The organism is Xanthomonas indica (assembly GCF_040529045.1).
Lineage (GTDB): Bacteria > Pseudomonadota > Gammaproteobacteria > Xanthomonadales > Xanthomonadaceae > Xanthomonas_A > Xanthomonas_A indica.
Window position 1 is genome coordinate 3688749 of sequence record NZ_CP131914.1, and the last position, 13536, is coordinate 3702284.

Consider the following 13536-nt stretch of genomic DNA (forward strand, 5'->3'; position numbering starts at 1 on the left):
CGCGCCGGCGCGCGCTACGCGCGCCGCTGCGGCAAGCGGCGACCGGTGGTGCGCTCCAGGCGCCGCCGGTCGCCGTCTCGGCATCTTGTGATCCGGACTTTCGGGTTCCCGCCTGTGCGGGAGCGATGCAACCACCCACCGCGCGCGGTCACTGCCGCCGCGGCCACGATCGGAGCGCGCAGGCGCGCGCTCCGGCGACGACCGAGCCCATGAACAGCACTGTCCTTCCCGAAGCGATGTCGGCGCCCCGCGGACGCGACCTGCGTGACGCCCGCGCCGACCGCGTGTTCCGCTGGATCCTCACCGCCACCGTCGTGTTCGTGCTCGTCGCCCTGGGCAGCGCGGCGCTGTCGATGCTGTGGGGCGGCCGCCATGCCCTGCAGCTGCAGGGACTGAGCTTCTTCTACTCCAGCGAGTGGAACCCGGTCGAGAACAAGTACGGCGCGCTGGCGCCGATCTACGGCACCCTGGTGACCGCGCTGATCGCGATGCTGATCGCGGTGCCGGTGAGCTTCGGCATCGCCTTCTTCCTGACCGAGGTGGCGCCGCGCTGGCTGCGCGGCCCGGTCGGCACCGCGATCGAACTGCTGGCCGGCATCCCCTCGATCATCTACGGCATGTGGGGCCTGTTCGTGCTGGTGCCGATGATGACCGAGTACGTCACCCCCTGGCTCAACGACCACCTCGGCACGCTGCCGCTGATCGGCCCGATATTCCAGGGCCCGCCGCTGGGCATCGGCCTGCTCACCGCCGGCTTCGTGCTGGCGATCATGGTGATCCCGTTCATCTCTTCGGTGATGCGCGAGGTGTTCCTGACCGTGCCGACCCGGCTCAAGGAGTCGGCCTACGCGCTGGGCTCCACGCGCTGGGAAGTGAGCTGGGACATCGTGCTGCCCTACACCCGCTCGGCGGTGATCGGCGGCATCTTCCTGGGCCTGGGCCGCGCGCTCGGCGAAACCATGGCGGTGGCCTTCGTGGTCGGCAACACGGTGCGGCTGTCGCCCTCGCTGCTGGAACCGGGCACCACCATCGCCGCGCTGATCGCCAACGACTTCGGCGAAGCCACCGAGACCTACCGCTCGGCGCTGCTGCTGCTGGGCTTCGTGCTGTTCATCGTGACCTTCATCGTGCTGGCGATCGCCCGCCTGATGCTGGCGCAACTGTCGCGCAAGGAGGGCAACTGAGATGGCCGCCGACGTCGCCCACCGCCTGTACAACCGCCGCCGCGTGGTCAACGCCGTGGCGCTCACCCTGTCCTGCCTGACCGCGCTGTTCGGGCTGGTGTTCCTGGCCTGGATCCTGTGGACCCTGGTGGCCAAGGGCATCTCCGGCATCAACGTGGACCTGTTCACCCGCATGACCCCGCCGCCCGGCGAGGAAGGCGGCCTGGCCAACGCGTTCTTCGGCAGCGCGGTGATGTGCGGCCTGGCGCTGTTGATCGGCACCCCGCTGGGCGTGGCCGCCGGCACCTGGCTGGCCGAATACGGCAACGCGCGCAAGACCGGCCAGGTGGTGCGCTTCGTCAACGACATCCTGCTGTCGGCGCCGTCGATCGTGCTCGGCCTGTTCGTCTACACCCTGTACGTGATGCAGACCGGCGGCCGCTTCTCGGCGTTGGCCGGCGCGCTGTCGCTGGCCTTCATCGTGCTGCCGGTGGTGGTGCGCACCACCGACGAAATGCTGCGGCTGGTACCGGCGCAAATGCGCGAGGCGGCGCTGTCGCTGGGCATCCCGCAGTGGAAGGTGACCATGCAGGTGCTGTACCGCAGCGCCTCGGCCGGCATCGTCACCGGCGTGATGCTGGCGCTGGCGCGCATCAGTGGCGAGACCGCGCCGCTGCTGTTCACCGCCTTCGGCAACCAGTACTGGAACAACAACATCTTCCAGCCGATGGCCAGCGTGCCGGTGGTGATGAACTCCTTCGCCGGCAGCCCCTACCCGAGCTGGCAGCTGCTGGCCTGGTCCGGCGCCCTGGTGCTCACCGTGTTCGTCCTGCTGGTCAGCCTCGGCGCGCGCGCCCTGCTGGTGCGCAACAAGATCTCCAACGATTGATACCCCTATGGACCCGGCCATGAACGATCACCACAACGCCGCCCCGATGCACCGCATCGCCATGCCCATCGGGCACACCGCGCTGGCGCCGTCGCCGGTCAAGATCGCCGCGCGCGGCCTGGACTTCTACTACGACAAGTACCACGCGCTGAAGGGCATCAACCTGGAAGTGCCGGAGAAGCGCGTCACCGCGCTGATCGGCCCCTCCGGCTGCGGCAAGTCCACCCTGCTGCGCATCTTCAACCGCATCTACGCGCTGTATCCGAAGCTGGAAGCGCGCGGCGAGGTGCTGCTGGACGGCGAGAACATCCTCTCGCCGAAGTACCCGATGAACCGCCTGCGCAGCAAGGTCGGCATGGTGTTCCAGAAGCCGGTGCCGTTCCCGATGACCATCTTCGAGAACGTCGCCTACGGCATCCGCCACCACGAGAAGCTGTCCAAGGCCGACATGGCCGACCGCGTCGAGCACGCGCTGCGCCAGGGCGCGCTGTGGGACGAGGTCAAGGACAAGCTCGGGCAGAGCGCGCTGGGCCTGTCCGGCGGCCAGCAGCAGCGCCTGTGCATCGCCCGCGCCGTGGCGCTGCGCCCGGACGTGCTGCTGCTCGACGAGCCGACCTCGGCGCTGGACCCGATCTCCACCAGCCGCATCGAGCAACTGGTGGAAGAGCTGAAGACCGACTACACCATCGTCATCGTCACCCACAATATGCAGCAGGCCGCGCGCGTGTCCGACTACACCGCCTTCATGTACCTGGGCGACCTGATCGAGCACGACCGCACCGAAATCATCTTCTCGCAGCCGAACAAGCAGCAGACCGAAGACTACATCACCGGCCGTTTCGGCTGAGCCGTTGCGGCCGCCGCTGCCTGGTCGCAGCGGCCGCGCCCGCCGCCCTCCGGGCGGGCGCCCGGCGACGCCAGCACCGCAACGCCAGGCATGGCCGCGGCGACACCAACGCACTTATTGGACCTACGACATGAACACTCAGCCCAACGAGCACATCGTGAAGAGCTACGACGAAGAACAGCATCGCCTCGCCGCCGAGATCGTGCGCATGGGCGAAACCGCGGTGGCGCAGTTGGAAGCGGCGCTGGACGTGGTCGAACGCCGCGACGACAACGCCGCGCTGCGCATCGTCGTCAACGACGAAGCGATCGACGCGCTCGAGCACTCCATCAGCCATGACGTGATGCGCCTGGCGCTGCGCGGGCCGATGGCGCGCGACCTGCGCGAGATCCTCGCCGGCCTGCGCATCCCCGCCGACGTCGAACGCATCGGCGATTACGCCGCCAACGTGGCCAAGCGCTCGATCGCGCTGAACATGTCGCCGCCGATGCCGCAGACCCTGGGCCTGCGTCAGCTCGGCAAGCTCGCCGCCGAACAGGTGCGCGCGGCGCTGGCCGCCTACCAGCACAACGACGCCGACGCCGCCCTGCTGGTGCGCCAGGGCGACGCGCAGCTGGATGCGCAGTACACCGCGCTGTTCCGCGAGCTGCTGACCTACATGATGGAAGACCCGCGCAACATCACCCCGTGCACGCATCTGCTGTTCATGGCCAAGAACCTGGAGCGGATCGGCGACCACGCCACCAACATCGCCGAGAACGTGTGGTTCCTGGTGCACGGCGACCAGCCGCTGCCGCCGCGCGACAAGCGCGACGAGACCAGTTCCACCAGCGGCATCTGACCCCTGCCGAGCGGACGGCGATACGCCGTTCCGCCCTCGTGGTCTCCCTGGGCTCCGTGCGCAACGGAGCCTTTTTTGTCGCCACGCACCGCCGCATGCAGCGCCGCGCGGCAACGAGTAGGCTTGGCGCACTCCGGCCACCACGGCCGGCGCCCATCCATCGCCAGGAGCCTGCGCATGTCCACTTCGTCCCGTCCGTCCCCTGCCCTCGCCGGCGCGGTCCTGCTCGGCGGCATCGGCCTGTCCGCCTCCGCCCTGGCCATGACCGACCTCGCCCAGGGCTATGCGCTGGGCGCACAGGCCGCCGTCACTCCGCCGCAACGCACCGAGACGACCACGCCGGCAACGCCGACGCCCACGCCGCCGGCGCACACCGGGCAGGCCGCCGACCCGGCCAAGGCCAGCGAAGGCGGCTGCGGCGGCAAGGCCGGCGACGGCAGTTGCGGCGCGCACGCCCCGGCGGCGGCCCCGGCCAAGCCAGAGGCAGCCGGCGCCACCGCCACGCCGCAGGCCAAGCACGACGACAAGGCCATGGCCGAAGGCAAGTGCGGCGAGGGCAAGTGCGGTGGCAGCCTCTGAACCGAGGCCGCTGGCCGCGGCCAGTGCCGGCCTCGGGCTGCGTCGCGGCTTGCTCCAGGACTTGCTGCAGGCGCCAGCGGATGCGTTCGATTTCCTCGAATGCGCGCCGGACAACTGGATCGGCGTCGGCGGCCGTCCCGGGGAGCAGCTGCAGACGCTGAGCGCGCGCCATCCGCTCAGCTGCCACGGCCTGTCGCTGTCGCTCGGCGGCGTGGCCGCGCTGGACACCACCTTGCTGCAGCAGACCCGGCACTTCCTCGACCGGCACCGGGTCGCGCTGTACAGCGAGCACCTCAGCTACAGCGCCGACGACGGCCAACTCTACGAACTGCTGCCGCTGCCGTTCACCGACGAGGCGGTGCGCCATGTCGGCGCACGCATCGCCCGGGTGCAGGACGTGCTGGGCCGACGCATCGCGGTGGAGAACGTCTCCTACTATGCCGTGCCCGGCCAGGCCATGAGCGAAGCCGCGTTCGTGGCCGCGGTGCTGGACGAGGCCGATTGCGACCTGCTGCTGGACGTCAACAACGTGCACGTCAACGCCAGCAACCACGGCGACGACGCGCTGGCCTTCCTGGCCGCCATGCCCAGCGCGCGCATCGCCTCGTACCACGTCGCCGGTCACCGCGACGACGCCGCCAGCGGGCTGAAGATCGACACTCACGCCGCGCCGGTGGCCGACCCGGTCTGGGAGCTGCTCGGCGCCGCCTACCGCCTGCACGGCGTGCGCCCCACCGTGCTCGAGCGCGACGGCCAGTTCCCGCCGCTGGGCGAGCTGCTGGACGAAGTGCAGCGCATCCGCGCCGCGCAGGCGCAGTCGCGCGGCGCATGAACGAAACCCTGCGCGCGCAGCAGTTCGCGCTCACCCAGCACCTGCGCGATCCGCGGCGGTACCCGCCGCCGGCCGGCATCCCGCCGCAGCGCCTGGCGGTGTACCGCGCCCTGTTCTTCGACAACCTGGCGCAGTTGCTGGGCGGCCAGTTCCCGGTGCTGCGCGCCACCCTCGGCGACGCGGACTGGGCGGCGCTGCTGCGCGCGTTCTGCGCCGAGCACCGCGCCCGCACGCCGCTGTTCCCGCGCCTGGGCGAGGAACTGGTGGCATTCCTGCAGCAGCGCGCGCCCGATCCGCAGCGTCCCTGGCTGGCCGACCTGGCGCACTACGAAACCGTGGAACTGCAGGTGCAGATCGACGACGCCGCGCTGCCGCCGCACGATCCGCACGGCGACCTGCTCGACGGCATCCCGCTGCTGTCGCCCTGGCTGCGCCTGCTGCGCTACCGCTGGCCGGTGCAGCGCATCGGCCCGGCCTGGCAGCCGGACACGGCACCGGCGCAGCCAACCTGCCTGTTGGCGCGACGCGAGGCCGACGGCCAGGTGCGCTTCGCCGAACTGGCGCCGCTGGCCTATGCCGTGCTGGCGGCGCTGCAGCCCGGCGCGCGCAGCGGACGAGAGCTGCTGCTGGACCTGGCCGCCGCGCACGGCCTTGCGCCGGACGCCCTGCTGCACGAGGGTGCGGCCCTGCTGCAGCGGCTGCGCGCGCAGGGCAGCGTGCTCGGCACGCGTCTGCCGGCGTGACGCCGCGGTGGCCGACGGCCGCGCTCTGCTAACCTTGGCGAATGAACGATTCGGTCGACAGCCCCTCGCAGCCCCTGGTCATCACCCCGATGTCGCGGCGTTTCCGCGGCTACCTGCCGGTGGTGGTGGACGTGGAGACCGGCGGTTTCGACTGGAACAAGCATGCGCTGCTGGAGATCGCGGTGGTGCCGATCGAGATGGACGATTTCGGTCAGCTGTATCCGGGCGTCACGGCCAGCGCGCACGTGGTGCCGGCGCCCGGCACCCTGATCGATCCGAAGTCGCTGGAGGTCACCGGCATCGTCCTGGATCACCCGTTCCGCTTCGCCAAGCCCGAGCGCGAGGCGCTGGACCACGTGTTCGCGCCGGTGCGCGCGGCAGTGAAGAAGTACGGGTGCCAGCGCGCTATCCTGGTGGGCCACAACGCCCATTTCGACCTCAACTTCCTCAATGCCACGGTCGCCCGCTGCGGCCACAAGCGCAACCCGTTCCACCCCTTCAGCGTGTTCGACACCGTCACCCTGGCCGGCATCGCCTACGGCCAGACCGTGCTGGCGCGCGCGGTGCAGGCCGCGGGCTTCGACTGGAACGCCGCCGACGCGCACAGCGCTGTGTACGACACCGAGCAGACCGCGCGCCTGTTCTGCAAGATCGCCAACGCCTGGCCGGCGCCGCCGGTCGGCGCGGCGCCATAGCCGCGGCATGTATTGCACGACACGCGCGCGCCGCCGTCGGGTTGGCCCGGCGGCATCGCGGCCGAACGCCCCGTGGTAACGCCGCGCACTCGCCGGCAGCGGCTCGCGTGACCCGCCACCTGCTATTCGTCTGCAGCCGCAACCGGCTGCGCAGCCCCACCGCGGAACAGGTGTTCGCCACCTGGCCCGGCGTGGAAACCGCCTCGGCCGGCGTCGACCACGACGCGGACACCCCGGTCACCCCGGAATTGCTGGAGTGGGCGGACATCGTCTTCGTCATGGAACCGGCGCATCGCGCCAAGCTGTCGCGCCGGTTCAAGCGCCACCTCGGCCGCGCACGCATCGTCTGCCTGGACATCCCCGACGACTACGGCTACATGGATCCGGCGTTGGTGCAGATGCTGACCACGAAGGTAGCGCGGCACCTGCCTGCGCGCTGACACCGGCCCTCGACCGCCGCGCCGAGGCGTGCATTCGCACACGCACGACCGCCATCCCGAGACCGCCGACACGCGTGCTACGCTCGCCGCCGCGCCGACTAAGGCGCCTGTCCCAGGACGACCGTCTCATGCAAGCATGGAGGCGCCGCAGCATCGGCATTCTCGACATCGGCGGATCCGGCATCGGCATTCTCGCCATCCTCAGCCAGGTGCCGAATCTGCGGCAGCCAGCCGACTGGATCGTCTGCGCCACGTTCGCCGCGCTCTATAGCTGGGGTATCTACTGCGGCACGCGATTGCTGGAAGGTCGCCACAACGCAGTGCGTGCCAATCTGGCGTTCTGGCTGGCGCAGGTGCCGACCTTCGGCACTCCCCTGGTCAGCTACGTGTTCAATTGCGGCTTTCACCTCACCGCTGGCGTGCAGTTCGCGCCGTTCAAGTTCGGCGCAAACTTCCTGCTCGGCAGCCGCTACACGTTCCTCCTGTTTCCGTCGGAGACAGCGACGTTCTTCGGCCTGAATCTGTTCGCACTGGCGGTCGTCTTCGCCCTTGCGCAACAGCTGCGCCGCGGCGCCGACCTAACGACTGAAGCAGGCGCTGCGCCAGCGCACGAGAACGCGCATCACGGCGCGCCATGACACCGACCGCGCACCGGTGAACAAAACCAACGCCCTGGCCTTGCTGCGCGCGCATCAACCGCTGCCCAACGACGACAAGCTCACTCAGGGCCTGATCGACGCCTATGACGCGGCGAGACGGCTGTTTGTCGCCGATCCCGATCGCGCCGCGCTCCCGCTGTTCCTGCGCTCCTTCGGCACCGGCGACGGCTGGGGCGTCTATCCGTTGGTCGAGGACGTGTTCCATGCCTGCGACCGCAGCGACACCGTCGCCGCGATCCGGGAGGCCCTGGAAGATCCCACGCTGCCCGAGGGTAGCCGCTACTGGGTCACGCAGGTGTCGGCCGCCTTTGCGGACCCGACCTTGCGCGAAGGCCTGGCCCTGTCGTTGCGGTCGGAACATCCGGACACCCGCGCGGCGGCACAGATGGCATTGGAAATGCTGGACGGCGGCACCGCACGCTGAAACGCTAGCGTTTGCGCTTCACGCTACCGGGCAAGAACAGCAGCGCCCGATCCGCATGCCCTGACGCGGGCACTCAGCCCACGCACACCCGATCGCGCCCCAGCCCCTTGGCGCGGTACAGCGCCCCGTCGGCGCGCTCCAGCCACTGGCTCGCGGTTTCGTCCGCGCGCAGCGCGACCAGGCCGCCGCTGAAGGTGACGCGCAGCGCCGGTGCATCCGGCGCCCACTGCAGGCGCGCGTGGAACAGGTCGCGCAGGCGCGTGGCGAAGCGCTCGGCATCGGCCAGCGGCGTGTCGCCGAGCAGCACCGCGAACTCTTCGCCGCCCAGGCGCGCCGGCAGGTCGGCGGCGCGGCAGGCACCCAGCAACAACTGCCCGACTTCGCGCAGCACCGCATCGCCGGTGGCATGCGAATAGCCGTCGTTGATCTGCTTGAAGCGGTCGATGTCCATCACCAGCAGGCACAGCGGCGCGCCGCTGCGCTGGGCGCGCTGCATGCTGTGCACCAGCACCTCGTCGAAGTGGCGCCGGTTCGGCAACGCGGTCAGCGCATCCTCGTGCGCCAGGCGTTCGAAGGCGGTGGCCTGGCGCTGCAGTTCCGCCAGCAACTGGCTCTTTTCGGCATCGGCCTGCAACAGGCGCTCGGTCTGCAGGCGCAGCGCGCTGGTGCGCCGCTCCACCAGCCGTTCCAGGCGCAGGGCGCGACGCTTGTAGCGCGCGATCAGGTAGCGATACAGCAGCACCAGTCCCAGCACCAGCAGCGCCACGGCCGCGGCATGCACGCTGTGCCGCTGCCACCACAGCGGCGCCACGCTGAAGCGCCACACGGCCTCACGGGTGCTCCAGGCGCCATCCGGATGCGCTGCGGCCACGTGCAGGGTGTAGTCGCCCGGCGGCAGGCCGATGAACTCCACGCTGCGCTGGTTGCCGCGGTCGACCCATCCGCTGTCCAGGCCGTCGAGCTTGGTGCGGTAACGGATGCGCTCGGGCAGCAAATAGCTCAGGCCGACATAGGACACGCTGATGCGCTTGGCGCCGGGCAACTGCGATTGGCTCCGCCAGGGGAACGGCTGACCGTCCAGCAGCACGCTCTCGATCGCTGCCGGCGGCGGCAGGCGATCGCGGAAACGGGCCAGGCGGCGCGGATCGACCGTGCTGACACCGCCAGCGGTGACCAGCCACACCGTGCCGTCGTGGCGCAGGATCATCGACGGCCCGGAGCTGCCGTTGCCCTGCGCATTCGACATGCCGTCGATCTCGTCGTAGCGGCTCACCTGCAGCCGGGCCTGGCGGCCGTCGGCGACCGCGTCCAGTGCCGCCGCAGTGGTCCGCAGCACGCCGCGGTTGCTGCTGATCCAGACATTGCCGAGGCGGTCGCGGACCAGTTGGAACACCGCATCCACCGGCAGGCCCTGCTCCAGTCCGACCCGCGCCAGGTGGCCGTCGCGGTCGCGGTGCAGGCCGCGGTCGGTGGAGATCCACATGTCGCGGCCCAGTGCCTGGAACCCGAACACGGTGCGTGCGCCGCCCAGCGGCTCCAGCGCCAGCTTCCGCACCCGGCCATCGCGCAGCACCGCCGCGCCTTCGACCGAGCCGATCCACAGCGCCCCGTCGACGCTGGCCAGGGCGGTGATCAGGCCATGCGGCAGGCCGGGCACGTCCGGCACCGACAGCCGCTCGCCATCGATGCGCATCACCCCGCTGCGCGTGCCGATCCAGACCGTGCCGGCGGCATCGACGCTGAGCGCACGCACCTGCCCACTCGGCAATCCCTCGCGCGTTCCGTAGTGGCGCACGACGCGGCCATTGCGCAGGCGGAACACGCCGTCGGCATAGGTGCCCATCCACAGGTCGCCGTCGCGGCCCCGCGCCAGGCTCAGCACCGAGGGCGCGTCGCGCATCGCGACCGGGGCGATCCGTCCGTCCGGCGCCATCCGGTCCAGGCCGGCGGCGCTGCCGATCCACAGCGCCCCGTCGGGCGTCTCCAGCAGCGCGCGCACGTAGTCGCCGCTGAGCCCGTCGCGGCGGGTGTAGCCGGCGAACAGCGTCTCGCGCAGGCGGAACAGACCGCCGTTGGCGCCGATCCAGATGCTGCCTTCGGCATCCTGCAGCAGGCTGACGATGCGCCCGTTGGGCAGCACGTCGCCCGGCAGCATGCGCTCGATGCCGTGCGCACTGATCCGCAGCAGCCCCTGGTTCTCGGTCCCCAGCCAGATCGCGCCGTCGCGGTCGCGCAGCATCGACGTGAAATGGCCATAGCCCGGCAGGTGCTGCACCAGCACCGCGCGCTCGCCCTGCACCCGGTACAGGTTTTCGCCGGCCACCAGCCACAGCGAGCCGTCCGGCGCCCGGTACGGCCAGGCCAGCCCCGGCGGCAGGCCGAACGCCGCCGGCGCGCGCCGCAGCACCCCCTGCGCGTCGCGATACAGCAGGCCGTCGAGACTGCCGATCCAGATCCGCCCCTGGTCGTCGGCGGCCAGGTGCGGGAAGCTCGCCGCCAACGGCAGGTCGCGCGGTGCCGGCTGGTAATCGAAACGGCCGTCGGGCCACAGGCAACCCAGGCCGTTGCCCTCGAACAGCAGCCACATGCGGCCGTCGCGGTCCTGGGTCATGGCGTGGATCAGCGCATGCGGCCAGCCCGGCGGCTGCCGCCAGAAGCGCCAGTGGCCGGCCGCATCGTGGCGGCCGAGATTGCCACGCGAATCGCTGAGCCACAGCGCGCCGGCGCGATCCACGTACAGCGAACCGACGCCATTGTCGGGCAGGCCCGGGCGGGTGCTGCGGTCGATGACGGTGAAGTCCAGGCCGTTGTAGCGCACCAGTCCTTCCCAGGTGGCGAACCACAGGCGGCCGTCCGGGGTCTGCGCCAGATCGCGCAAGGAGTTGTGCGGCAGGCCGTTGCGCGAGGTCCAGGAATCGATCGCGTAGTCGCGCAGCGGCGGCACCCCGTTCGCAGCGGCGTCGGCGGCAACGGCGCGCCAGGCCGCGCCCAGCGCCAGCAGCAGGACCAGCAGCACCAGACACGCGCGCCCGCGGCCGCATGCGAGCACCGCGCCCCCCCTCCCCCTGGCAACGTTCACTGTCCCGACCCGATCCGACGCAGGCGGGGCGCGACAGGACCCTGGCGTGGGGGGCCAGAGTCGAAGGGACGGGGGCGACGCAGACTCATTACCGGAGCGGAACACGGGACGAGCGCCCATGGTAGGGCAAAAAAGCGCCGCAGCGGGCGCAGGCCCTAGCAGGTCACCGGAAAAAGACGTGTGAAGATTGCGAGGCGGTTAAGCCGGTAAGGGACTTGCGCGGGGATAGCGCCGACAAGGCTCGATCGCGCGCCCCCTTCTCCCACCGGGAGAAGGTGCCCCGAGGGGCGGATGAGGGTCCGGGCGAAGCCTGGTGGGGAAAAGTCGATTGCAGGAGCTGGGATGGTACCGGCCAGGCCTGGTGTTGCCGTCCATCACGCGAGGGGCTTCGCCCCCCGTACCCTCACCCCAACCCCTCTCCCGGGGGGAGAGGGGCTTTCCAGGCGCCACTCGCTCCCCTTCTCCCACCGGGAGAAGGTGCCCCGAAGGGGCGGATGAGGGTACGGGCGAAGCCTGGGGAAAAGTCGATTGCAGGAGCTGGGAAGGTACCGGCCAGGCATGGTTGCCGTCGATGCTGCGAGGGCCTTCGCCCCCGTACCCTCACCCCAACCCCTCTCCGGGGGAGAGGGGCTTTGCTTGCTGCGGGCATGAGGAGGCGCTGCAGGCTTCGCAGGCCGGCAGCAATGCGCCGCCGTGCTCAGCCCATGCGCTGCCGCACCGCCTCGAACAGGGTCACGCCGGCGGCGACCGAAACATTGAGGCTCTCGATCTCGCCCGGCATCGGGATGCGGACCAGGCCGTCGCAGTGTTCGCGGGTCAGCCGGCGCAGGCCGTCGGACTCGCCGCCCAGCACCAGCGCCACGTTGCCGCGCAGGTCCTGCGCGTACAGCGAGGTCTCGGCCTCGCCGGCCAGGCCATAGATCCACACGCCCTGCTTCTGCAGGTCGCGCAGGCAGCGCGCCAGGTTGGTCACCGCCACGATCGGCAGGCGGTCGGCGGCGCCGGCCGAGGTCTTGCGTACGGTGGCGTTGACCGGCGCCGACTTGTCCTTGGGAATCACCACCGCGGTTACCCCGGCCGCGGCGGCGCTGCGCAGGCAGGCGCCGAGGTTGTGCGGATCCTGCACGCCATCGAGCACCAGCAGCAGGGCGCGGCCCTCGGCGGCGCTGACCAGGCCTTCCAGTTCGCTCTCGGCCCAGGTCCGTGCCGCGGCGTAGCGCGCGGCCACGCCCTGGTGCCGGACCGAGCCGCCGACGCCGTCCAGCGCCTGGGTGTTCACCCGCCGCACCTCGATGCCCTTGCGCCGCGCGTTCTCCTCGATCTCCTGCAGGCGCGGATTCTTGCTGCCCGCCTCCACCAGCACCTCGCGCACGTTGTCCGCGTCGTTCTCGATCGACGAGGCCACGGCGTTGACGCCGACGATCCACTGGTTCTGCTTGCTCATGAGACGGGACTACGCGAAAGGAAAGCGGGCATGGTAGGGGTTGTGGCCGCTGGCGTCATGCCTGGGGGCCGGGATTGGGGATTGGGGATTCGGGATTGGCAAAAGCCGCTTGCCCGCGACATCGTGCTTCCCGCGATGTCGGAGGCATGCGTGCGGCGGCGGCAAGACCAGCGGCGCAGGGACGGCGGACAGATCGCAACGCGGTTTTGTGGGAGGGACTTCAGTCCCGACTGCAGTGACCTGGAGAATCCCTGCCTCCTGCCTAGCGCGACCGATTGCCCCAGGTTGTCACTGGTCCCAACCACGCGCCGCGCGAGGTCGGCACTGCCGTAGCGGCTCAGGCCGGCCAGCGCGCGGTGTCGTGGTCCGGATGCTGGCGCGAGACGAGATCGGCTAGGAACGACGCGGCGGCCAGGTCGCCTTCGGTGCGGGTCGCCGGCAGGCGATGCAGCGCGTCCACGAACGGCAGCTTCGCTTCGATGCCGTACTGGATGGTCGGCGGCAAGGCCTCCGGATGATCGAAGGCGCCGGCCGCGATGGCGATGCCGTCCGGCGCTTCGTAGGTCAGCGGCGTGCCGCAATCGGCGCAGAAACCGCGCTGCACCAGGTTGGACGAGGCGAAGCGCCTGGGCGTGCCGCGGGTCCAGGTCAGCTCTGCGCCGCGGGTGGAGACCAGTGGCGCGTAGTACGCGCCGAACGCCTTCTGGCACATCCGGCAATGGCAGATCGAGGCATCGTGCAGCCGCCCGCGCACCCGGAAGCGCACCGCGCCGCATTGGCAACCGCCGCTGTACTCCTGTTCCTGCTCCATGTCTGCTCTCCGCTGCGAACCGCATCGCGCAGGTGACGCCTTCCGCACGATGCAAGGGAGACGCGATCGCGGCGGCCAGGCGGTCCGCCG

14 protein-coding genes are annotated in these 13536 nt (G+C 70.6%); 11 read left to right on the forward strand and 3 right to left on the reverse strand.

Features of this window, described 5'->3' with window-relative positions; translation table 11 throughout:
- Nucleotides 1-209: 209 nt before the first annotated feature.
- From pstC to Q7W82_RS16055, 11 genes are all read left to right on the forward strand, one after another.
- On the forward strand, nt 210-1184 hold the full coding sequence (gene pstC, locus Q7W82_RS16005) for a phosphate ABC transporter permease subunit PstC (protein ID WP_160945845.1): 975 nt from the start codon (nt 210-212) through the stop codon (nt 1182-1184).
- A gap of 1 nt (nt 1185) precedes the next feature.
- A complete protein-coding gene (gene pstA, locus Q7W82_RS16010) occupies nt 1186-2052 on the forward strand; it encodes a phosphate ABC transporter permease PstA (protein ID WP_160945844.1) in 867 nt (288 codons plus the stop codon).
- Between the two features lie 19 nt (nt 2053-2071).
- Entirely contained in the window at nt 2072-2899 is an 828-nt protein-coding gene (gene pstB, locus Q7W82_RS16015; protein ID WP_242159311.1) for a phosphate ABC transporter ATP-binding protein PstB, read from the forward strand.
- A 130-nt stretch (nt 2900-3029) separates the two neighbouring features.
- Nucleotides 3030-3740, forward strand: coding sequence for a phosphate signaling complex protein PhoU (gene phoU, locus Q7W82_RS16020; protein ID WP_160945842.1), 711 nt, complete (start codon nt 3030-3032; stop codon nt 3738-3740).
- A 177-nt stretch (nt 3741-3917) separates the two neighbouring features.
- Nucleotides 3918-4319, forward strand: coding sequence for a hypothetical protein (locus Q7W82_RS16025; RefSeq protein ID WP_242159312.1), 402 nt, complete (start codon nt 3918-3920; stop codon nt 4317-4319).
- On the forward strand, nt 4306-5151 hold the full coding sequence (locus Q7W82_RS16030) for a DUF692 domain-containing protein (RefSeq protein ID WP_242159313.1): 846 nt from the start codon (nt 4306-4308) through the stop codon (nt 5149-5151). The genes Q7W82_RS16025 and Q7W82_RS16030 overlap by 14 nt, the downstream gene beginning before the upstream one ends.
- Nucleotides 5148-5894, forward strand: a complete 747-nt coding sequence (locus Q7W82_RS16035; RefSeq protein ID WP_242159314.1) for a putative DNA-binding domain-containing protein — start codon at nt 5148-5150, stop codon at nt 5892-5894. Before Q7W82_RS16030 ends, Q7W82_RS16035 begins: the two co-directional genes overlap by 4 nt.
- Before the next feature lie 41 nt (nt 5895-5935).
- Nucleotides 5936-6589: a ribonuclease T gene (rnt, locus tag Q7W82_RS16040; RefSeq protein ID WP_017911007.1), complete on the forward strand. Its 654-nt coding sequence runs from the start codon at nt 5936-5938 to the stop codon at nt 6587-6589.
- A 107-nt stretch (nt 6590-6696) separates the two neighbouring features.
- Nucleotides 6697-7029 (forward strand): low molecular weight protein tyrosine phosphatase family protein, encoded by a 333-nt coding sequence (locus Q7W82_RS16045; protein ID WP_242159315.1) that lies wholly within the window; start codon nt 6697-6699, stop codon nt 7027-7029.
- 128 nt (nt 7030-7157) lie between these two features.
- On the forward strand, nt 7158-7667 hold the full coding sequence (locus Q7W82_RS16050) for a hypothetical protein (RefSeq protein WP_242159316.1): 510 nt from the start codon (nt 7158-7160) through the stop codon (nt 7665-7667).
- Between the two features lie 16 nt (nt 7668-7683).
- Entirely contained in the window at nt 7684-8112 is a 429-nt protein-coding gene (locus Q7W82_RS16055) for a hypothetical protein (RefSeq protein ID WP_242159317.1), read from the forward strand.
- A 73-nt stretch (nt 8113-8185) separates the two neighbouring features.
- On the opposite strand, the gene Q7W82_RS16060 is transcribed toward Q7W82_RS16055, so the two are convergent.
- The 3 genes from Q7W82_RS16060 to Q7W82_RS16070 all read right to left on the reverse strand — a co-directional run bounded on the left by Q7W82_RS16060 (nt 8186) and on the right by Q7W82_RS16070 (nt 13446).
- Nucleotides 8186-11104, reverse strand: a complete 2919-nt coding sequence (locus Q7W82_RS16060; RefSeq protein WP_242159487.1) for a ligand-binding sensor domain-containing diguanylate cyclase — start codon at nt 11102-11104, stop codon at nt 8186-8188.
- Between the two features lie 784 nt (nt 11105-11888).
- Nucleotides 11889-12635 carry a 23S rRNA (guanosine(2251)-2'-O)-methyltransferase RlmB gene (gene rlmB / locus Q7W82_RS16065; protein ID WP_160945835.1) on the reverse strand — a complete coding sequence of 249 codons (747 nt, stop codon included), beginning with the start codon at nt 12633-12635 and terminating at the stop codon, nt 11889-11891.
- A 337-nt stretch (nt 12636-12972) separates the two neighbouring features.
- Entirely contained in the window at nt 12973-13446 is a 474-nt protein-coding gene (locus tag Q7W82_RS16070; protein ID WP_242159318.1) for a GFA family protein, read from the reverse strand.
- Between the last annotated feature and the right edge of the window lie 90 nt (nt 13447-13536).

What these genes read in the sequence shown, in the direction of transcription:
- pstB (WP_242159311.1), top strand. Translation starts at nt 2,072, where the DNA reads ATGAACGATCACCACAACGCCGCCCCGATGCACCGCATCGCCATGCCC.
- phoU (WP_160945842.1), top strand. Translation starts at nt 3,030, where the DNA reads ATGAACACTCAGCCCAACGAGCACATCGTGAAGAGCTACGACGAAGAA.
- rlmB (WP_160945835.1), bottom strand. Translation starts at nt 12,635, where the DNA reads ATGAGCAAGCAGAACCAGTGGATCGTCGGCGTCAACGCCGTGGCCTCG.
- rnt (WP_017911007.1), top strand. Translation starts at nt 5,936, where the DNA reads ATGAACGATTCGGTCGACAGCCCCTCGCAGCCCCTGGTCATCACCCCG.
- Q7W82_RS16035 (WP_242159314.1), top strand. Translation starts at nt 5,148, where the DNA reads ATGAACGAAACCCTGCGCGCGCAGCAGTTCGCGCTCACCCAGCACCTG.
- Q7W82_RS16050 (WP_242159316.1), top strand. Translation starts at nt 7,158, where the DNA reads ATGCAAGCATGGAGGCGCCGCAGCATCGGCATTCTCGACATCGGCGGA.
- Q7W82_RS16025 (WP_242159312.1), top strand. Translation starts at nt 3,918, where the DNA reads ATGTCCACTTCGTCCCGTCCGTCCCCTGCCCTCGCCGGCGCGGTCCTG.
- pstC (WP_160945845.1), top strand. Translation starts at nt 210, where the DNA reads ATGAACAGCACTGTCCTTCCCGAAGCGATGTCGGCGCCCCGCGGACGC.
- Q7W82_RS16070 (WP_242159318.1), bottom strand. Translation starts at nt 13,446, where the DNA reads ATGGAGCAGGAACAGGAGTACAGCGGCGGTTGCCAATGCGGCGCGGTG.
- pstA (WP_160945844.1), top strand. Translation starts at nt 1,186, where the DNA reads ATGGCCGCCGACGTCGCCCACCGCCTGTACAACCGCCGCCGCGTGGTC.